Consider the following 17,506-nt stretch of genomic DNA (forward strand, 5'->3'; position numbering starts at 1 on the left):
TTACGTGTGCTCGTGCGCCGTAGTCTGTAAGATGGCAGGCATCACCACAATGACGCGTTGGCTATAAAGTCATAACCATCAGGAATGTGATGCAATGGAGACGCGAGACATCGACTACATCCTCGCCGTGGCGGCGCACGGCGGCATCGGCCGTGCCGCCGACGCGCTGGGGATCAGCCAGCCGGCGCTGACCAAGGCGGTGCAGCGGGTGGAGACGCAGGCGGGGCTGCCGCTGTTCGAGCGCACCGCCAACGGCATGACCGCCACCTACGCAGGCACGCGCTTCCTGGAGCGGGCGCGGCGCATCCAACTGGAATACGAGGACGGCATCAAGGAGATGCTGGGCATCCGCACCGGCGAGCAGGGCATCCTGCGCGTGGGCTATTCGCCGTCGATCCCGGGCAGCATGATCCTTGGCGCTTGCCGGCAACTGGTGCGCGAGCGTCCCGTGGCACGGCTGCGGCTGCGCCGCAGGCTGGCGCGCGACCTGCTGGACCTGCTGGCGGCGGGGGAACTGGATGTGGCGGTGGCGCCGGCGCCTTCGGCAGCCTCATCGACCGGCCTGGCGGTGCAGCCACTCTTTGACGACCGGCTGGTGGTGGTAGCTGACGAAGGCCATGTCTTGCTGCAGCGGCGCAAGCTGCGGCTGGCGGACCTGGCGGACCAGGAATGGCTGCTGCCCGAAGGGCATATCACACTGCGCCAACAGGTCGACGCGGCGTTCCGCCAGCGCGGCCTGCCGGAGCCGCAGCCGCGCATCGAGATCGACTTTGGCAGCAGTTCGCTGTTTGCGCTGATGCAGGGTACGCAGATGCTGAGCATCGCCAATGAAGGCGGCGATGCCATGCAGCACGGCCTGCGCGTACTGCCGCTGGGCGTGGAGGAGCTGGACCTGCGCCGTAACATCGGCGTGATCTCGCGCGAGGGCGCCTACCTGTCGCCGCTGGCGCAGCGCCTGACGGTGCTGCTGCGCGAGCACAGCCGCTGAGCCGTCAGGCCCCGGGGGGGAAGCGACTACTGCAGCGGGATCTTCGCCACCGCCGCCAGCCGCTTCCAGCGCTGGATCTCGTCCTTCTGGTACTGCAGCATCTCGGCCGGCGACGACAGGATCAGCTTGGTCGACTGGCGCGTGTAGTACTCGCGCACGTCGGGCGCGTTGCCGGCCTGCGCAAACAGGTCCAGCAACCGCTTCACCACCGCCGGCGGGGTCTTTGCCGAGACCGCCGCGGCCACCCAGTTGTAGGCCAGGAAGTCCGGCAGGCCGGCTTCGACGATGGAGGGCACGTCCGGCAGCAGCGGCGAGCGCTGCGGCGCGGTGTAGGCCAGCGCGCGGACCTTACCGCCACGGACCAGTTCGATGGCGCCGGTGGCATCCACCACGGCGAAGTCGACATTGGCCGCCATCACGCCGTTGATGGCATCGCCCGCGCCCTTGTACGGCACGGCAGTGGTCTTGATGCGGGCCAGTTCGTTGAGCCACTCGGAGTAGAGCGTGTAGGAGATCGAGCCCGTGCCGTAGTTGAGCGCGCCGGGGCGCTTGCGGGCATCTTCCAGCAGCTCCGTCAGCGTGCGGTAGGGCGAGCTTGCCGGCACGATGATCACGCATGGCCCGCGCGACAGCAGCGTGATCGGCACGAAATCCGTCAACGGGTCATACGGCAGCTTGCGGAAGGTGGCGGCATTGGTCGACAGCGTGGAATTGCTGCCGATAAAGACGGTGTAGCCGTCGGCCGGCGCGTTCAGCGCGGTCTGCACGCCGATAAAGCCGTTGCCGCCGGGCTTGTTCTCCACCACCACGCCCTGGCCGGTCAGCTCGCCGATCTTCTTGGCGAACATGCGCGCGGTGGTGTCGGTGCCGCTGCCGGAAGGGAAGGGCACGATAAAGCGGATCGGGCGGGCAGGAAAGGCGTCGGCGGACTCTGCGGCGGGCGCCGCCAGCGGCGTAGCGGTGCCGATGGCCGCCAGCGCGGCGGCAGCCAGTCCGAGGAAGCGGCGGCGGGAACGGAAAGCCTGTTGCATGGTGTCTCCTGAGCGTGGAAAGCCCGGCGTGTTCCCGCCGGTGCAAGGGGATAAACGGGGGGGCTTTAGCGGCGCAGCCCGAGCAGGTCGCGGGCGATGACCCAGCGGTGCACCTCGCTGGGCCCTTCGTAGATGCGCATCAAACGGGTCTCGTTGGCCATCTGCTGCAGCGGCAGCTCCTTGGTCATGCCCATCGCACCGAAGGTCTGCATGGCGTGGTCGATCACGTCCCAGGCCATCTCGGTGGCGAATACCTTGATCATCGATACCTGCGTGCGCGCCTCGTCGCCGGCGTCGATGCGGCTGGCGGCTTCGTAGGTCATCAGGCGGCAGGCGTGGATGCGCGTGGCGGCGTCGGCCACCCACCACTGGATCGCCTGGCGCTGCGCCAGCGGCGCGCCGAAGGTCTGGCGCTGCGGCGCGTACTCGCAGATCATGTCCAGTGCCCGCTGCGCCCGGCCGATGCACCACGCGGCCATCTGCACGCGGCGCGTGGACAGCCGCGCCTGCATCGGCGCAAAGCCCTGGCCCTCGGTGCCCAGCAGCTGCGCGGCGGGGATGCGGCAGTCTTCCAACACCACCTCGTAAGTCGATGCGCCGCCGATCATCGGGATGCGGCGCTCCACCTTGAAGCCCGGCGTGCCGCGCTCGACGATAAAGGCCGAGATGCCGCCGCGCGCACCCCTGGCCTTGTCGGTTACGGCCATGACGATGGTCCAGTCGGCGCGTGCTGCGCGGCTGATCCAGATCTTGCGGCCGTTCAGCACCCATTGGTCGCCGTCGCGTTCGGCGCGCGTGGTCATCATGGCGGGGTCGCCGCCGGCGCCGGGTTCGGAAATGGCGATGGCCGACACGGTCTCGCCGCGCGCGTAAGGGGCCAGGTAGCGCTCACGCTGGGCCTCGCTGGCGCTCAGCATCAGCATGCGCAGGTTGGGCGAGTCCGGCGGCAGTTCGTAGGGCGTGATGGTCTTGCCAAGTTCTTCGTTGACGCCCACCATCGCCACCGTGGGCAGGTCGGCGCCGCCCATCTCCGTGGGCGCATCCAGGCCCCACAGGCCCAGTTCGCGCGACATCGCATCAAGCCGCGCGTGCTCTTCCGGCAGCAGCGTCATCTGCCCGCCGGCGGCTTCGCGCGCCAGCACCGCGGGTTCCAGCGGGATCAGCTGGTCGCGCACAAAGCGCGCGACCAGGTCCTTGAGCATCCCGTGTTCTTCGTCCAGTTCAAAGTTCATGCCTGTCTCCTGCTGATTCGTTATCGTTGGCTGACGCCGTGCGCGAGGCCCAGCTCCTGCAGGACTTCGGCGGTGTGTTCGCCCAGCCCCGGCGCATGACGGCGCAGCGACAGCGGCGTGGCCGAGAAGCGCGCGGCGGGGCGCACTTCGCGCAGCGGGCCTTCGGTGGGGTGCTGCGTTTCCTGGAACAGGCCGACGGCGCGCAGGTGCGGATGCTCGACCAGTGCGTCCAGGCCATAGATCGGCGTGGCGGGGATGTCGAGCGACTCGAACAACGCCATCCATTCGTCGGTAGTGCGCGCCGGCGTCAGCTCGGCCAGGTGACCGTACAGCGCGCGGATATTGGCGTTGCGCTGCGCGCGGTCGGCCACTTCGTAGCGCTCGGCCAGGTCGTCGCGGCCCACCGCGCGGAAGAAGGCTTGCCAGTGGCGCTCGGTGTAGGGCAGGGCGCAGATCCAGCCGTCTCGGGTCGGCGCGGGGCGGCGCCCGCCTTGCAGCAGGCGGGCGTAGCCGGCACCGGCCGGCGCGGGCTCGAAGGTCAGGCCGCCCAGGTGCTCGGCCATCACGAACGCGGTCATGGTCTCCAGCATCGGCACCTCCACCGACTGGCCGACGCCATGGCGCTCGCGGTACAGCAGGGCTGCCAGCACGGCGTTGGCCAGGGCCAGCCCGGTGGTCTTGTCGGCGATCAGGCTGGGCACGTACTCGGGGCGATCGCCGGTGGTGGAACCCAGCGCGACCAGCCCGCAGCCGGCCTGGATGATGTCGTCGAAGGCCGGCTTGTCGCAGTGCGGGCCGTCCTGGCCGAAGCCGGTGGCCACGCAGTAGACGATGCGCGGGTTGATGCGCGCCACCTCGGCATAGCCGAAGCCCAGCCGCTCGATCGCGGCTACGCGCATGTTGTGCACCAGCACGTCGGCGCTGGCGATCAGCCCGCGCAGCGCCTCGGCGCCCTCGGGGGTCTTCAGGTCGAGCACGACCGAGCGCTTGTTGCGGTTCAGCGCCAGGTAGATCGAGCTCATGCCGGCATGCTGCGAGACGCCGTTGGCGCGCATCAGGTCGCCTTCAGGCCCTTCGATCTTGATCACGTCGGCGCCAAAGTCGGCCAGCACCTGCGTGGCCAGCGGCCCGAGCACGACCGCAGTGAGGTCCAGCACGCGGATGCCGTCCAGCGGGCCGGCCGGCGTGGTGCGGGTGTCTTGTTCGTTCATCGGGCCCACTCCTTCAACGGCGCTTGAAAGCAGGGGCGCGGCGCGCGGCCATGGCGGCGACACCCTCGCGGAAGTCCTCGCTGCGGAACTGTCCGTGCTGGATTGCCAGTTCGCGCTGGTTGATCTCGGCGATGCGGTCGGCAAGCCCTTCGCGCAGCGTGGCGCGCGTGGTTTCCACGGCCAGCGGGGCGGAGGCGGCGATCTCTTGCGCCAGGGCCATGGCGCGGGCATTGACCTGCGCCTTTTCCACCAGTTCGTCGGCCAGGCCGATCTTGACGGCGTCGGTGCCGGTGATGCGCCGGCCGGTGTAGAAGAGCAGCGCGGCCTGCTGCTCGCCCACCAGGCGCGGCAGCGTCAGGCTCATGCCGAAACCGGGGTGGAAGCCCAGCCGGTTGAAGTTGGCGCTGAAGCGCGCCTCGGCGCAGGTCACGCGGAAGTCCGCCACCAGCGCCAGCCCCATGCCGGCGCCGATGGCGGCGCCTTCCACCGCGGCCACGATCGGCTTGCGGTTGCGGTAGAGCCTCATCGCATGCGCGTAGAAGCCGCCCGGGTCGTTGGCGACCGCGCCCTGGTCGGCGCCGCTGAAGTCGGCGCCGGCGCAGAACGCGCTGACGCCGGACGCCAGCACGATGGCGCGGCAGTTCTCGTCGTCGTCCAGCGCCTGCAGGGTGTCGGCCAGGCGCCGCATGATGTCGGCATCGACAAAATTGTGCGGCGGGCGGGACAGGACGATGCGGGCTACGTGGCCTTCATGGGTGACCTGGATATCGGCGTCGGTTGACATGCGGGGCGCTCCTCTGTGGTGGATCGGCTCGGGGCCGGGATGCACACAGTATTCGCGCCGCGCGGCCGTACCGCTATACTCGAATTTCACTAACTGAAATTACTGACAATGCCGGACGTCGTGCTGCCAGAGCCCTCCACCCGCCGCGTCACGCACCAGACCGGCCGCTTTACCCGCGACACCGCGGGCAGCCAGTCGCTGGAGCGCGGGCTGGTGCTGCTGCGGGCCTTCCGTGTTGGCACCACCAGCCTGACCAATGCTGAGCTGGCGGTACGCACCGGACTGCCGCGCCCCACCGTCAGCCGGCTGACGCGCTCGCTGGTGGATGCCGGCTTCCTGCGCTATGACGTGAACGAACGCGCCTACCGGCTGGCGCCGGTGGTGCTGAGCCTGGCCGATGCCTTCCACCAGTCCAGCCGCGCGCCGGACATTGCATTGCCGCTGATGCGCAAGGTGGCCGAGGCCGGCAAGGTCAACGTGGGGCTGGCCGTGGGCGACCAGCTGGAGATGGTGTACCTGGCGTCGATCCGGCACAGCCGCGACAGCGTGTCGCGCACGCGGCGCGTGGTGCCGGGAACGCGCGTGCCGATGGAGATGACGGCGATCGGGCTGTCATGGCTGGCGGCGCAGCCTGAGGGGGTGAGGGAGGATCTGCTGGCCGGCATCGCCGCGCGCCAGGGCGAGGCCTGGACCGGCATGCGGGCGCAGGTGCTGCGCGGCATTGCGCAGGCGCAGCGGCACGGCTATTGCACGGCGGCCTACCAGCCCGGGCACCTGCTGGCCGTGGGGGCCGCATTCTCCGGGCCGGACCAGCAGCTGTACGGGCTCAATATCAGCTTCCCGTTCAACGAGAGCGAGCGCAGCCGCGACAATGCCCGCTATGCGGCCCAACTGGCGCGGCTGGTGGCGGACATCCAGGAGGCCTGGCGCCGCGCGGCAGGATAATCGGGCTCAGTACACCGACGGCATGCCTGCGGGCCGGTTCTTGAAGCGCCGGTGGATCCAGTAATACTGCTCCGGCATGGTGGCGATCTGGGTTTCGAGGAAGGCGTTCATGCGGCGCGAATCTTCCTCGACGCTGCCCGAGGGGAACCCTTCCAGCGGGTCGAATATGCGCAGCCGGTAGCCGCGGTAGTCGGGCAGCACTTCGGTGGTGAAGGGCACCACGCGCGCGCCGGTCATGCTGGCCAGGCGCGAGGCCGAGGTCAGCGTGCAGGCCGGCACGCCAAAGAACGGCACGAACACCGAATCGTTGATGCCGAAATCCATGTCCGACGCCAGCATCACCGGGCAGCCGGCGCGCAGCGTGCGCACCACCTGCTTGCCGCTGCCGCTGCGCGGGATCATCTCGGCGCCAAAGCGCCCGCGCTGCGTGCGCGAGATTTGTTCCAGCATCGGGCTGGACATCCTGGTGTACAGCGAGGCCACCGGGTGGCGCATCGAATAGAACATGCAGCCGGCCTCGATGCCGACGAAATGGAAGCCCATGAAGATGGTCGGATGCTCCGCGCACGAGGCCAGGTCGATGCGCGAGTCCAGTTCCACCAGCTTGCCCAGGCGTTCGGCGCTGCCGAACCACTGCACGCCGCGCTCCAGGTAGCTGCGCAGGACGTGGCCGAAGTGGTTCCGTGCCAGCTTGTCCCGCGTGTCTGCATCCATGTCTGGGAAGCACAGGGACAGGTTGGTATGGACAATGCGCCGGCGGCGGCTGGGGATGCGATACAGCAGCTTGCCGATCGCATCGCCCAGGCGTGCGGTGACACCGTACGGCAGGGCGGCGACGAGCTTGAAGACTGCGATGGTGAGCGCGGCCTGGAGCCGGTTTTTCATGAAGATCCTAGGGAGCGGCAGCGGCGGCTGGGGCAATGGCCCTGGGCAGGCGGCTGCGCGGCAATAATTCGGGCGGTGTGCCGGCCGGAAAGGGGCGGCGTGAGTGCGCTGTGGGTCGCTGCGCAAGCGGTCTCCGAAGGGCGCACTGTAGCACGATGGCCGCTGCCCGGCGATGACGGTTACTACCAGTAGCAAACAGAGCGAGATTATTGCAGCGCCTGGGAGATTCCGCGGAAATGCCCTGGCAGGGGCAGAACATTTCCGACTGTGCCGGGTGCGATCCGGAGAAAGGAAAATGACACTGAATAATACGCGCAGGCGGCATCGCCACGCCTGCAATAATGGCCGGCGGGATTATCAGCCAGGCATTGCTCAGGGCTTTTTCAACTCGCCCAGATAGTAATTGACCTCGGCAAGCAGGACGCGGTGGAATTCCGCCGGCAGGACATGGTCGTCGGTCAGCGACATCAACTGGTTGATGCGCTGGCGGAAGCGCTGCTCGGCGCTGGCGCGCGCCGCCGGCGGCAGGCCCGTGGTCAGCGAGCACAGCAGCTCGCGCATCACCAGCAGGCGCGCGCCGTACTGGATCATGGCATCGCCTTGTGTCTTGAGGTTTTGCGCCAACTGTTCCGGCATCGTCTTGCCCGGCTCGCCAGGCGCGGCCGGCGCGGGAGCTTCGATGGCGTTGTGTTGGTCATTCTTGTCGGGCGCGGCCGCGCCGGTCTTTTTTCCAAGCATAGTGATCCTGAACATGGGCGAGGCTCCCTGATACAAGCGGGGCCGGCCTGAAACGCCGGCGGCCTGGATGGCAGAAGCACTCATCATGGAAGCCTGCCGTGCACCGGACTGTGCGGCGGCAGACACTGGGACGCCGTGCGCGGCGTCAGCCGGCCAACGCAGCCGGCGCGGTTTTGCGGCACTTGCCTGCGCGCGCCGGCGGCAGGCATAGCCCGCAGACGTACCGGTGGCGCGCATCGTCGGCCTGCACGACATACTCACCCCGGCAGTCCCTGCAACGCGCCAGCCGCAGCATGCCGCGCTCATAGAAGTGCACCAGCGTCCAGGCGCGGGTAAAGCTCAGCTGCGAGGCCTCGCCGGTGGCGCACAGCTGTTCGCGGTACATGCGGTAGCTGGACAAGACCGCGCGGATCCCGTCCAGGCTGCCGCGGCTGGTCATGAAGCGGTAGGCGCCAAGCAGCATCGAGGCATGGGCATTCGGGCGCCAGGAGACAAACCAGTCCGTGGAGAACGGCAGCATGCCCTTGGGCGGCGACACCCCGCACAGCTCCTTGTACAGCCGGATCAGCCGCACGCGTGGCAGCGACACTTCGGATTCCAGCACCTGCAGGCGGGCGCCCAGGCCGATCATCTCGATTGCCAGGCGAATCTGCTCCACATCCTGCAGCGTGCTCTTGCCGGGACGAGGGGGCCTGGCGCGCGGAACCGGGGATGGTGAGCCGGCCACAGCCGTGCCGGCGATATCGTGTGCATCCATGAGTCTCCTCCTGGAGATGTATCGGAATGGGCGCGGGCAAAGTGCCGGTTGCTGATCCGGCTTGCCCGGGCCTGTCACCGATAATCATGACCCGGCGTGTCATCGTGCGCGGCACGGTTTCTCGCGGGTCCGGGGCTCAGGTTTCTCGTAGTCGAGGAGGATTTTTGGATCGATCGGGGAGTTATAACCATAACATGCATCAACAATCATATTTCCGCGATTATTGTGTGTCATGTACGGCGCCTGGATTTGACCGTCCCCACCCTGGTGTAGGAGAAGTGCCCGCACGCTATCGGACTGACGCCGATTTCAATGGCAGGCCGATGGACTACGCTGCAAGAACACCAACGACGGAGCGACCCATGGCTGCGAACTTCCTGATCAGGCAGACGGCGCAAGGCTGGGAACTGACGGTCGAAAGTGCCCGCAAGGGCCTGGTGCACTGCGAGGATCGCGAAATCGCCGTCAACATCGGCATGGCTGCGGCCAGGCGGCGTGGCGTCGCGCTGATCGTGCAGGAGGAAGAGGGCGGCAACGACACCTCGCGCGGCATCTCACCACTGGCTGCCTGAACGGGCCCGCCCCGCCCCATAGCGCGGTACGGCCCCGGCATGCCATCAGAACACCCCAAGCCCCAATCCCGCTGCCAGGCCCTCACCCAACTCCGCGCAACGCGCCAGGTCCCCGGCTTCGATTTGCTTGGGCGCAAGGATGCGCTCAGGCGTCTGCGCATGCGTACAGACGATCAGCCCCGGCGCAATGCAGTTGAGCCGCCAGCCGGTGGCGATGCGGTCGATCTGGCGCAGCGCATTCTCGCCATCGCTGCCGGCGCAGATCATGGTGGCGTAGGGGCGGCCGTTGATGCGGTCCAGCGCGGCGTAATAGCAGCGGTCGAAGAAGTCCTTCATCATCCCTGCCATGGCGGCCAGGTTCTCTGGCGTGGCGAAGAGATAGCCGTCGGCGGCAAGGACATCGTCCGGGCCGGCCTCGGCAGCCGTCTTCAGCACGACCGTGACGCCGGGCTGCTGACGGGCCGCGTCAGCGGCGGCCTCGGCCATCTGCCGGGTGCCTCCGGTCATGGTGTGATAGACGATCAGCAGCGTTTTCATGCTTGCGTGGGGGCGGTGTGCCGTACGCTAAAGACTGTATCACGCAGGCCGGCGACGACAGTTATCGTAGAATCCGGGGCAGCCATCCTGCGCGCCCGGCGCACGTGCCACCCCTCCATGCCGAAAGCCAAAGCCCCCGCCCTTGACCGCTCCGCCAGCGAGCAGGCCATCCAGTTGCTGGATGCCGCCACCGATCATGTTCTTGCCAATGGCCTGGGCGATCTCTCCTTGCGCAGTGTGGCGGACGCGCTCGGCACAAGCCACCGCATGCTGATCTACTACTTCGGCTCCGGGGATGGCTTCTGGCAGGCACTGTTGCATCGCATCCGCCATGCGGAGCAGGCCGCCCGCCAGCGCGTGATGGTGGAAGGCATGGCTCCCGAAGCCGCGATGGAGGCGGCATGGGAGCGCTATTCCGCTCCAGCCTACCTGCCGATCATGCAGCTGATGTTCGAGATCTACGGCAAGGCCATCCGCGACCGCGAGCGCTTCAGCGGCTTTCTGGAAGACGTCGTCGGCAGCTGGACAACCACGCTGGCGGCGCGCCTGCAGCGCGACCTCGGCCTTGGCGCTGCCGAGGCCGGGCTGCGCGCGCGGGTGGAACTTGCCACCATGCGTGGGCTGCTGCTGGACCTGGTCACCACGGGTGACCGCAAGGGCACGACGGCCGCGCTGAAGTACTTCGCCGCCAGGATGGCGGTGCCTCCCCAAACCGGCAAGTAACGGTTTCTTCCGCGGAAATCCGCGTAAACTCCGATTTTTCCCATTCGTGTACCACATGGTACATTGCATCCCACGCCTTCGCGAACGAGGCGAATCGTGACAAACCAACAGGGTGCAATATGGATCGGCGACAACTACTGGCCTGGGTGGCCGGGACTGCGGTGGCGATGGCGCTGCCAGGGATCGGGCAGGCGCAAACCTTCCCTTCGAAGCCCGTGCGGCTGGTGGTGCCGCAGGCCGGCGGCACCGGCAATGATGTGCTGGCGCGCGCGCTCGCGGAAAAGCTCAGCCGTGCCTGGAACCAGCCGGTGGTGGTGGAGAACAAGCCCGGGGCAAACGGGATGCTGGCGATCAGCTATGTGATCGGGCAGCCCGCCGACGGCTACACGCTGTTCTTCGCCGGCGTTTCCAACCTGAGCTTCAATCCCTTCCTGTATCCGAAGCTGCCCTACAACCCGGGCCGGGACCTGACCGGCGTGGCGATGCTCGCCAACTCGCCCTTTGTCTTTGTCGCGGCACCGTCGCTCAAGGCCGATACGTTCCAGGATTTCGTGCGGATGGCCAAGGCTCGCCCCGGCGAGATCAGCTTCGCGTCGGGCGGCATCGGCAACTCCACCCACCTGGCGATGGAACTGGTCGCACAACGCACCGAAGTCCGGCTGCAGCACGTGCCGTTCAACGGCGGCGGTGGCTCGACCAGCCTGATGAACGGGCAGACCCCGGTGATGATGAATGTGCTCGCGGGCGTGCAGCCTTACATCGCCGGCAAGAAGCTGGTACCGCTGGCGGTCACCGGCAACAAGCGGCAGCCGGCCTTGCCCGCGGTGCCCACCTTCAAGGAGCTTGGCTATGACGTGCAGGTACCCGGGTGGTACGCGATCGTGGCCCGCTCAGGCACGCCTGCAGGCGTTATCCGCAAGGTCAATGCCGACATCAACCAGATCCTGGACGACCCGCAATTCCAGGAGAAGCTTGCCTTCCAGTTCCTGGATGCAATCAAGGGGCCGCCGTCCGAGGTGGAGCGCCATATGAAGCGCGACGCCGATACCTGGGGCCCGATCATCCGCAACCTTGACATTTCTCTCTGAGGACCGCTGCCATGGCACATCTCACCAAGGCCGTACACGACTATCGCCTGGCGGCGATGCACAGGCTGATGGACAAGCTGCGCGTCGATGCGCTGGTGTTCGGCACGCCAGACTTCTTCCAGTACGCCACCAACTTCCAGCTCGATGTCTGGCCGTGGGAGCGCCCGGTGTTCGTGGTGGTGCCGCGCAATGGCGACACCTTCGCGGTCATGAACGAGCTGTCGACCAACCATATGCGCTTTGCGACCGAGAAGGGCACGGTCTGGCTTGCCGATATCACCTACTATTCCGAGCATCCCCGTGTCTCGAACCGCCTGCCGCTGCCCGCGCAGCTGCCGGAAGTGGTTGCTGCGCTGCTGGGGGCCAGGGGGCTCGGCATGTCGCGGATTGCGGTCGACGTCCAGCATCCGATCCTGGCCGGTGCGCAGCGCTACCTGCCTGAACTCACGCTGCGGCCCGCCATGGCGGAGATGCGCAGCCTGCGCTGGGTCAAGCATGCGGAGGAGCTGCAGGTCATGCGCGAGCTCGGTGCGCTGACGGACTGGGTGCAGGATCGCTACCGCGAGAACTTCCGGCCAGGGCGGCTGGTGCAGGAGCTCGACCACGCCATGGCGGCGCTGATGTCAGAGGAGGCGGCGCGGCGCTTTCCGGGCGAGGATTTCGATATCCTCAAATGCTGGACGCTGACCGGGCCGGCTTCGGCATCGCCGCATGGCGATGGCGCCGGATGCGGCGCACGGATCTGCGCCGGCGACACCATCGTCAACCTGGTGCTGCCGCGCCTGAACGGGCTTTATGTCGAGAACGAGCGCACCTGGTTTTGCGGGCGCCCTGGCGGCGAGCAGGCGCGGCTCTACCAGGTTGCGGCAAAGGCCACCGACGCTGCCGTTGCGGCGGCGGTGGTGGGCAAGCGCGTCTGCGACATGGATGCGGCCGCGCAGGCTGTGATCGAGCAGGCCGGCTGCGGGGACTACGTGTTCCATCGCACTGGCCACGCGGTCGGGCTGATGCTGCACGAATACCCGGAGGACATGGCGTTCAATACCCGTCCGCTGCTTGCGGGAGAGGTGTATTCGGCGGAGCCGGGTCTCTATGTCTATGGTCTCGGCGGCTTCCGGCTGGACGATACCGTGGTGGTTGGCGACCAGCCGGAAGTCATCATCAAGACGCCGAAGACGCTGGAATTCGCCACCGTGGACTAGGCGCCAGCCGCGTAGCTCAGTCGAGCGTCACTCCCGTATCCGCCGTCAGTTTCAGAACCACTGGCAAGTAGGCCTTGTATGCGGCCTCCGCCTGCGCCGGCGTATTGCCGAGCGGTTCCGCGCCCATGTCCACGATGCGCCGCTGCATGTCGGCGCTGGCGACCAGGCTGGCGGTCTCGCGGCCCAGGCGGTCGATGATGTCCTGCGGCGTCTTCGCGGGCGCCATCAGCGTGATCGGGCCGGTCAGTCGGAACGGGTCGTCGGCGTAGCCGGCCTCGGCGAAGGTCGGCACGTCTGGCAGGCCCTGTGCGCGGCGCGTGCCGGTGACCGCGAGGGGCCGCAGCTTGCCGGTGGCGAAGTGCTGCTTGAGTGCGGTCACGGAGCCCACCGTCACGTTGACCTGGCCGGCCAGCAGGTCGGTCACCATCGGCCCTTCGCCGCGGTAGGGCACGTGCAGCATGTCCGCCTGGTATTGCCTGGCGAGGTAAGTCTGGATGGTATGTGGCTGCGTGCCCGGGCCCCACGACCCCATGCGCAGCTTGCCGGGCGACGCCTTGGCATAGGCCAGCAGTTCGGCAACGGTCTTGGCCGGCACGCTGCTGTTGACCGCCAGCACGGTGCGCGCGGTGGCGATGTCGGAGATCGGGCGCAGTTCAGTGCGCGGATCGTAGGGCAGCTTCTTGTACAGCGCCAGGTTGGACGTGATCGGGCCGGGAATGGTCATCAGCAGCGTATAGCCGTCAGGCGCCGACTTGGCGACATAGTCGGTGCCAATGATGCCGCCGGCGCCGCCCTTGTTCTCCACCACCACCGTCTTGCCGAGCTGGCGCGACAGGCCATCGCCGATGGTGCGCGCCAGCGTGTCGGTCAGCCCGCCCGGCGGGTAGGCAACGATCAGGTGGATGGACTTGGCCGGGTAGGCGCCCTGTGCGCCGGCCGGCGTGGGCGTGGCGGCCAGGGCCAGCAAGGTGAGCAGGGGCAGGGCGGCTTGCAGCAGCGGGCCGCGCAGCAGGGGGGCAGCGGTCATCATGATGGCGTTGTTTCCTTGGGATGGATGGTCACGTGTTGCCCTACGTCGAAGGGGATGTCTCACTCCAGCTTGATGCCGCGCGCCTTGATCAGCTTGCCCCATTTGCCGATTTCCTGGTCGATGAAGGCGGAAAACGCGCTGCCCGGCTCTGGCTGCGGCTCAAGCCCCAGCCCCAGCAGCTTCTTGCGGATCTCGGCATCGGCCAGCACGGCCGATGCCTCGCGGTTCAAGCGCTCGGAGACGGCGGGCGGCGTGCCGGCCGGCGCGACCAGGCCGAACCAGCCGTAGCCGACCATGCCCGGGTAACCCTGCTCGGCAAAGGTGGGCGCATCCGGATAGACCGGCGAACGCTGTTCCGAGGCCACTGCCAGCACACGCAGCTTGCCGGCCTTGATAAAGGGCAGCGCCGAGGTGATGGCGGTCAGGGTGGCGTCCGCGCGGCCGGCCAGCAGTTCGGTATAGGCGGTGGCGTCGCCGCGGTAGTGGACATTCAGCAGCTTGAACTTGCCGACCTGCCCGAACAGTTCGGCGGTCAGGTGCGGGCCCGAACCTGCGCCCGGGGAGGCCAGCGTCACGCCATCCGGCTTGTCCCGGGCCATGCGCACGAAGTCGGACACGGTGCGAGCCGGCGAGCTGGCATTGACGATCAGGAAGACCGGCCCCAGCACGCGCGGCCCCACTGGCACGAAGTCCTTGTGGACGTCGTAGCGCTGAGCGATGCCTGCCGCGGTATTGATGGCGAAGGGCGCGGCGGCCCACAGCAGCGTGTAGCCGTCCGGCGCGGCATGGGCCACCTGCTCGGTGGCCAGGCGCGTGCCGGCGCCAGGCTTGTTCTCCACCACCACCTGTTGGCCAAGCTTGTGGCCAAGTGCCTCGGCAAGAATGCGGGCAGAGATGTCATTGGAGCCGCCAGCGCCATATGGCGACACCAGCTTGACCGGCCGCGACGGATACGTTTGCGCCTGCGCGGGGCTGGCCAGGCACAGCATCGCCAGGCCGGCCGTCAGCACGGCCCGGGCGAAGATTGAGGTCCGATTCATGATGCTTCCTTCATGCGGCGGATGGGTGGATAGCGGAAGGTGCGTTCCAGGTGCGTGATACCGGGCACGTAGAGACGCAACGCTACATAGAACGGCTCCGCGGGTGCCGGCAGCCAGTTACCGGCCAGGGCGTTCTCCGAAGGGGGCTGCGCGCCCAGCACGATGCGCAGGCTGCCATCGGGCGCCGAGCGCAGGGCCGGCGAGCGGTCGCCCAGCGAGTAGCGCTGCAGGGGGTTCTCGACCAGCATGCAGTCCGATTTGCGGTACATGGTCAGCGACCAGAATGCGCCCGCCTGGGGTAGTCCTTGCGGGGGAAACACCAGTTCATACTGGTGCGTGCCGTCCAGCGGCAAGCCGTCGCCATCGCAATCGGCCATCAGGTACATGGCTTCCTCAACGCCTAGCGCACCAATGTAGTTGCGCGCCACTTCGGCGCGCAGAGCGTAGTGGGTGCCGAACGAGGTGCGGATTTCCACCGGCAGGAACCAGCCGCCGCCCAGCGCGGAGGCCCTGGGCGCGGCCAGTTCCGCGTCGACCTGCGTCAGCGCGGTGGCCAGTGCCGCGCGCTGTGCCCCGGTCAGCGGCGCATTGCTGCCGATGCCGGCCGGGGCAAAGGCGCGGACCAGTTCGGCTTCGGCGGCGGGTGGCGGGTTCTCGCGCAGCATGCGGGTGACGACGGCGGCGTAGCGGTCGGGATCGGCTGGCCGCTCGCCGGCTTGCATGCCAGCATCGAATACGGTTGCTGCGCTGGTGCCGTCTGGCCGGCGCAGGCGGATGCCGTCCTGCAGGGCATGTGCACCCGGCAAATTGGCTTCGCCATCGGCCAGGACGCGGCCGATGATCCAGACCGCGTCGGTGGGACAGGGCAGCGGCGTTGCGCCGGCCGGCACCTCGCCGCGCCAGGCTGGCCCATGCAGCAGCCACGTGCCGCCTTGAGTGCCGGTGGTGCGGGTGCCGATATAGCCGAACGGGTTGGTATAGGCGTCTAGCAGGCCGAGCACGTAGTAGCGGCCGTGGCAGTCGGGCACATCGAGCAGCAGCGGACCGCCGGACAGGTCGAGCCACGCATTGGTGTAGAGCGTGTCGTTGTTCGGCGTGACGACCTGCCGGTGCTGCGGGCCGAGCAGCGCGCGCACATGCGTGACGGTGTTGATCCAGCGCAGTGTGGAATCGGGCCCGTCGCCGGCAAAGACCCCGGCGCCATCGCGGCGCGGGCAGGTGGCGGCGCGCATGCGCGCCATCTCGTACAGCGGCAGCGTGTAGCGCACCGCGTCGCACGCCAGTGTGCCGAGCTGGTTGTCGTGGGGCTCCATGGCGCGCTCCATCAGGCAACGCGCCGCAAGGGCGGGATCACGTAGTCGCCGGCCATGAAGCCATCGGTCGGTTGGTAGAGCCGCAGGATCAGGTAGAACGGGCCGTCCGGTGCCGGCAGCCAGTTGTCCTGCGCCTGCGTGGGGCGCTGGTGCGAGATGGTCAGGGTGAGGCCACCGTCGGCATCGTATTGCAGCCCGGGGCTGCGGTCGCCCAGTGCGTAGCGCCCGATGGCGTTGTCGGTGAAGAAGCGGTCGGCGCCGTAGAGCGAGACCGACCAGAACGCCTGCGCCGGCGGCAGGTGTCCCGCGGGGAAGTGCAGGGCGTAGGCGTGGCGGCCGTGCAGCAGTTCGCCGTCGGCGTCGTAGTCGGCAGCGGCATAGACGGCCTCGTCGGCGCGCAGTGCGCCCAGGCCCTTCATCGCGGTAACCGCGCGCTGCATCCAGTCGTCGCCATAGCGGCCCAGCAGCAGGCTGTAGGTCCAGCTCTTGCGCGCATGGCTGCGGGTGTTGGCCTCGATCAGGGCCATGCCTTCGTGCCAGGCGCGGACCAGGCCCTGTTGCACCGCAGGCCGCAGCGCGCCCACATCGACGGCGTCGCCGGCGCGGATGCCGCATTTGCGCAGCAACGACAGCAGGCCCGCGGCAGAAGGCTCGGCAGGATACTCGCGCAGGGCGTTGAAGATGTTGGCGAAGAAGTCCAGCGCAGGCTCGCCGCCATCCTGCCAGTCGCGCACGCAGGCGGGCTGCATCCTGGTGCCGCCGGACAGGCGGAAGCCGTTCTGGAAGGCGCTCGCCGCCGGCAGGTCGTCGGCACCGGTCACCAGCACGCGGCCCAGCAGCCAGACCAGTGAGGTGGGGCAGCGCACCACGTGGTCGCCTTCGGCGTGCTGCCCGGGGCCGGCCAGAACGATGTCGGCGCCGGCCGCGGGCACATTGCGCGGGCCCAGGTTCTCGAAGTTGTTGGTCCAGGCGTCCAGCAGCTCCACCACGTAATAGCGGCTGGCGTCCGCCAGTGCGGGCACGTGCAGCGTGACCGGGCCGTCGGCCAGGTTGACCCAGGCGCAGAAGTAGAGCAGGTCGTTGGCCGGGGTGACGATGTCGCGGTCCTTGTGCGTCCACTGGTGCGTGCTGGCCGACAGCACGTTGACGGGGGCACGGCCGTAGCCCGTGGCCTGGGCTACGTAGGTCTGCAGCCGGCAGGTGCGCAGGCTTTCAAACAGCGGATAGGTGGCAAGCACCAGCGGCAGCGCCGCCGCGGCGGTGAGGGCTTCCTGGGGCGTGTCGATGGGTGCGCCGGCAAGGAAGGGCGCAGCGGGTTGGTTCATGGCGTTGTCTCCGTATGCGTGCGCCATGACTTTTTGGGCGGCGCCGCGAATCTTGTCATTGACGTGTCGGAGCATGTTGTCATGACATGTTATGATGAGTCAATG

General features: G+C 67.9%; 18 protein-coding genes. 6 read left to right on the forward strand and 12 right to left on the reverse strand.

Translation table 11 applies throughout. The annotated features are described in order from the left end of the window. Nucleotides 1-94: 94 nt before the first annotated feature. Complete coding sequence (locus KB879_RS09375) at nt 95-988, forward strand: LysR family transcriptional regulator (RefSeq protein ID WP_013952557.1); 894 nt, start codon at nt 95-97, stop codon at nt 986-988. 26 nt (nt 989-1,014) lie between these two features. Here the strand turns inward: KB879_RS09375 and KB879_RS09380 are convergent, their stop codons facing one another. The 4 genes from KB879_RS09380 to KB879_RS09395 form a co-directional block, all read right to left on the reverse strand. Beyond that, complete coding sequence (locus KB879_RS09380; protein ID WP_013952558.1) at nt 1,015-2,019, reverse strand: tripartite tricarboxylate transporter substrate binding protein; 1,005 nt, start codon at nt 2,017-2,019, stop codon at nt 1,015-1,017. Nucleotides 2,020-2,084: 65 nt separating this feature from the next. Further along, the gene (locus KB879_RS09385; RefSeq protein WP_013952559.1) at nt 2,085-3,251 is read right to left on the reverse strand and encodes an acyl-CoA dehydrogenase family protein; all 1,167 of its coding nucleotides are present in this window, start codon (nt 3,249-3,251) and stop codon (nt 2,085-2,087) included. A gap of 20 nt (nt 3,252-3,271) precedes the next feature. Further along, a complete protein-coding gene (locus tag KB879_RS09390) occupies nt 3,272-4,462 on the reverse strand; it encodes a CaiB/BaiF CoA-transferase family protein (RefSeq protein ID WP_013952560.1) in 1,191 nt (396 codons plus the stop codon). Nucleotides 4,463-4,475: 13 nt separating this feature from the next. Continuing rightward, nucleotides 4,476-5,246 (reverse strand): enoyl-CoA hydratase/isomerase family protein, encoded by a 771-nt coding sequence (locus KB879_RS09395; RefSeq protein ID WP_153955688.1) that lies wholly within the window; start codon nt 5,244-5,246, stop codon nt 4,476-4,478. Nucleotides 5,247-5,354: 108 nt separating this feature from the next. On the opposite strand from KB879_RS09395, the gene KB879_RS09400 reads away from it, so the two are divergent. Next, nucleotides 5,355-6,191, forward strand: a complete 837-nt coding sequence (locus tag KB879_RS09400) for an IclR family transcriptional regulator (RefSeq protein WP_013952562.1) — start codon at nt 5,355-5,357, stop codon at nt 6,189-6,191. A 6-nt stretch (nt 6,192-6,197) separates the two neighbouring features. On the opposite strand, the gene KB879_RS09405 is transcribed toward KB879_RS09400, so the two are convergent. The 3 genes from KB879_RS09405 to flhC all read right to left on the reverse strand — a co-directional run bounded on the left by KB879_RS09405 (nt 6,198) and on the right by flhC (nt 8,571). Then, a complete protein-coding gene (locus KB879_RS09405; protein WP_013952563.1) occupies nt 6,198-7,076 on the reverse strand; it encodes a lipid A biosynthesis lauroyl acyltransferase in 879 nt (292 codons plus the stop codon). Between the two features lie 372 nt (nt 7,077-7,448). Beyond that, nucleotides 7,449-7,829 (reverse strand): hypothetical protein, encoded by a 381-nt coding sequence (locus tag KB879_RS09410; RefSeq protein ID WP_211981080.1) that lies wholly within the window; start codon nt 7,827-7,829, stop codon nt 7,449-7,451. Between the two features lie 130 nt (nt 7,830-7,959). Then, a complete protein-coding gene (gene flhC / locus KB879_RS09415) occupies nt 7,960-8,571 on the reverse strand; it encodes a flagellar transcriptional regulator FlhC (RefSeq protein ID WP_211981088.1) in 612 nt (203 codons plus the stop codon). Nucleotides 8,572-8,933: 362 nt separating this feature from the next. On the opposite strand from flhC, the gene KB879_RS09420 reads away from it, so the two are divergent. After that, nucleotides 8,934-9,143, forward strand: a complete 210-nt coding sequence (locus KB879_RS09420) for a transposase (protein WP_041228585.1) — start codon at nt 8,934-8,936, stop codon at nt 9,141-9,143. Between the two features lie 45 nt (nt 9,144-9,188). On the opposite strand, the gene KB879_RS09425 is transcribed toward KB879_RS09420, so the two are convergent. Next, entirely contained in the window at nt 9,189-9,680 is a 492-nt protein-coding gene (locus KB879_RS09425) for a flavodoxin family protein (protein WP_013952567.1), read from the reverse strand. Nucleotides 9,681-9,797: 117 nt separating this feature from the next. Between KB879_RS09425 and KB879_RS09430 the strand changes: the two genes are divergently transcribed. The 3 genes from KB879_RS09430 to KB879_RS09440 all read left to right on the forward strand — a co-directional run bounded on the left by KB879_RS09430 (nt 9,798) and on the right by KB879_RS09440 (nt 12,693). Continuing rightward, on the forward strand, nt 9,798-10,403 hold the full coding sequence (locus KB879_RS09430) for a TetR/AcrR family transcriptional regulator (protein ID WP_013952568.1): 606 nt from the start codon (nt 9,798-9,800) through the stop codon (nt 10,401-10,403). Between the two features lie 119 nt (nt 10,404-10,522). Continuing rightward, nucleotides 10,523-11,491, forward strand: coding sequence for a tripartite tricarboxylate transporter substrate binding protein (locus KB879_RS09435; protein ID WP_211981089.1), 969 nt, complete (start codon nt 10,523-10,525; stop codon nt 11,489-11,491). Nucleotides 11,492-11,502: 11 nt separating this feature from the next. After that, on the forward strand, nt 11,503-12,693 hold the full coding sequence (locus tag KB879_RS09440; protein ID WP_013952570.1) for a Xaa-Pro peptidase family protein: 1,191 nt from the start codon (nt 11,503-11,505) through the stop codon (nt 12,691-12,693). Between the two features lie 16 nt (nt 12,694-12,709). Here KB879_RS09440 and KB879_RS09445 read toward each other — a convergent pair whose 3' ends face one another. Genes KB879_RS09445 through KB879_RS09460 form a run of 4 tightly spaced genes read right to left on the reverse strand, consistent with a single transcriptional unit; the run spans nt 12,710 to nt 17,401 of the window. Beyond that, nucleotides 12,710-13,723 (reverse strand): tripartite tricarboxylate transporter substrate binding protein, encoded by a 1,014-nt coding sequence (locus KB879_RS09445; RefSeq protein ID WP_211981091.1) that lies wholly within the window; start codon nt 13,721-13,723, stop codon nt 12,710-12,712. Between the two features lie 59 nt (nt 13,724-13,782). Beyond that, nucleotides 13,783-14,763 (reverse strand): tripartite tricarboxylate transporter substrate binding protein, encoded by a 981-nt coding sequence (locus KB879_RS09450; RefSeq protein ID WP_013952572.1) that lies wholly within the window; start codon nt 14,761-14,763, stop codon nt 13,783-13,785. Continuing rightward, a complete protein-coding gene (locus KB879_RS09455) occupies nt 14,760-16,076 on the reverse strand; it encodes a DUF1254 domain-containing protein (protein ID WP_211981092.1) in 1,317 nt (438 codons plus the stop codon). Before KB879_RS09455 ends, KB879_RS09450 begins: the two co-directional genes overlap by 4 nt. Nucleotides 16,077-16,087: 11 nt before the next feature. Next, nucleotides 16,088-17,401 (reverse strand): DUF1254 domain-containing protein, encoded by a 1,314-nt coding sequence (locus tag KB879_RS09460; RefSeq protein WP_013952574.1) that lies wholly within the window; start codon nt 17,399-17,401, stop codon nt 16,088-16,090. Nucleotides 17,402-17,506 lie beyond the last annotated feature (105 nt).

It is taken from the genome of Cupriavidus sp. KK10 (genome assembly GCF_018223725.1).
Classification (GTDB): domain Bacteria; phylum Pseudomonadota; class Gammaproteobacteria; order Burkholderiales; family Burkholderiaceae; genus Cupriavidus; species Cupriavidus necator.

Bases quoted from the DNA above. Each gene is read 5' to 3' on its own strand.
- KB879_RS09375 (WP_013952557.1), top strand. From the start codon at position 95: ATGGAGACGCGAGACATCGACTACATCCTCGCCGTGGCGGCGCACGGC.
- KB879_RS09380 (WP_013952558.1), bottom strand. From the start codon at position 2,019: ATGCAACAGGCTTTCCGTTCCCGCCGCCGCTTCCTCGGACTGGCTGCC.
- KB879_RS09385 (WP_013952559.1), bottom strand. From the start codon at position 3,251: ATGAACTTTGAACTGGACGAAGAACACGGGATGCTCAAGGACCTGGTC.
- KB879_RS09390 (WP_013952560.1), bottom strand. From the start codon at position 4,462: ATGAACGAACAAGACACCCGCACCACGCCGGCCGGCCCGCTGGACGGC.
- KB879_RS09395 (WP_153955688.1), bottom strand. From the start codon at position 5,246: ATGTCAACCGACGCCGATATCCAGGTCACCCATGAAGGCCACGTAGCC.
- KB879_RS09400 (WP_013952562.1), top strand. From the start codon at position 5,355: ATGCCGGACGTCGTGCTGCCAGAGCCCTCCACCCGCCGCGTCACGCAC.
- KB879_RS09405 (WP_013952563.1), bottom strand. From the start codon at position 7,076: ATGAAAAACCGGCTCCAGGCCGCGCTCACCATCGCAGTCTTCAAGCTC.
- KB879_RS09410 (WP_211981080.1), bottom strand. From the start codon at position 7,829: ATGTTCAGGATCACTATGCTTGGAAAAAAGACCGGCGCGGCCGCGCCC.
- flhC (WP_211981088.1), bottom strand. From the start codon at position 8,571: ATGGATGCACACGATATCGCCGGCACGGCTGTGGCCGGCTCACCATCC.
- KB879_RS09420 (WP_041228585.1), top strand. From the start codon at position 8,934: ATGGCTGCGAACTTCCTGATCAGGCAGACGGCGCAAGGCTGGGAACTG.
- KB879_RS09425 (WP_013952567.1), bottom strand. From the start codon at position 9,680: ATGAAAACGCTGCTGATCGTCTATCACACCATGACCGGAGGCACCCGG.
- KB879_RS09430 (WP_013952568.1), top strand. From the start codon at position 9,798: ATGCCGAAAGCCAAAGCCCCCGCCCTTGACCGCTCCGCCAGCGAGCAG.
- KB879_RS09435 (WP_211981089.1), top strand. From the start codon at position 10,523: ATGGATCGGCGACAACTACTGGCCTGGGTGGCCGGGACTGCGGTGGCG.
- KB879_RS09440 (WP_013952570.1), top strand. From the start codon at position 11,503: ATGGCACATCTCACCAAGGCCGTACACGACTATCGCCTGGCGGCGATG.
- KB879_RS09445 (WP_211981091.1), bottom strand. From the start codon at position 13,723: ATGATGACCGCTGCCCCCCTGCTGCGCGGCCCGCTGCTGCAAGCCGCC.
- KB879_RS09450 (WP_013952572.1), bottom strand. From the start codon at position 14,763: ATGAATCGGACCTCAATCTTCGCCCGGGCCGTGCTGACGGCCGGCCTG.
- KB879_RS09455 (WP_211981092.1), bottom strand. From the start codon at position 16,076: ATGGAGCCCCACGACAACCAGCTCGGCACACTGGCGTGCGACGCGGTG.
- KB879_RS09460 (WP_013952574.1), bottom strand. From the start codon at position 17,401: ATGAACCAACCCGCTGCGCCCTTCCTTGCCGGCGCACCCATCGACACG.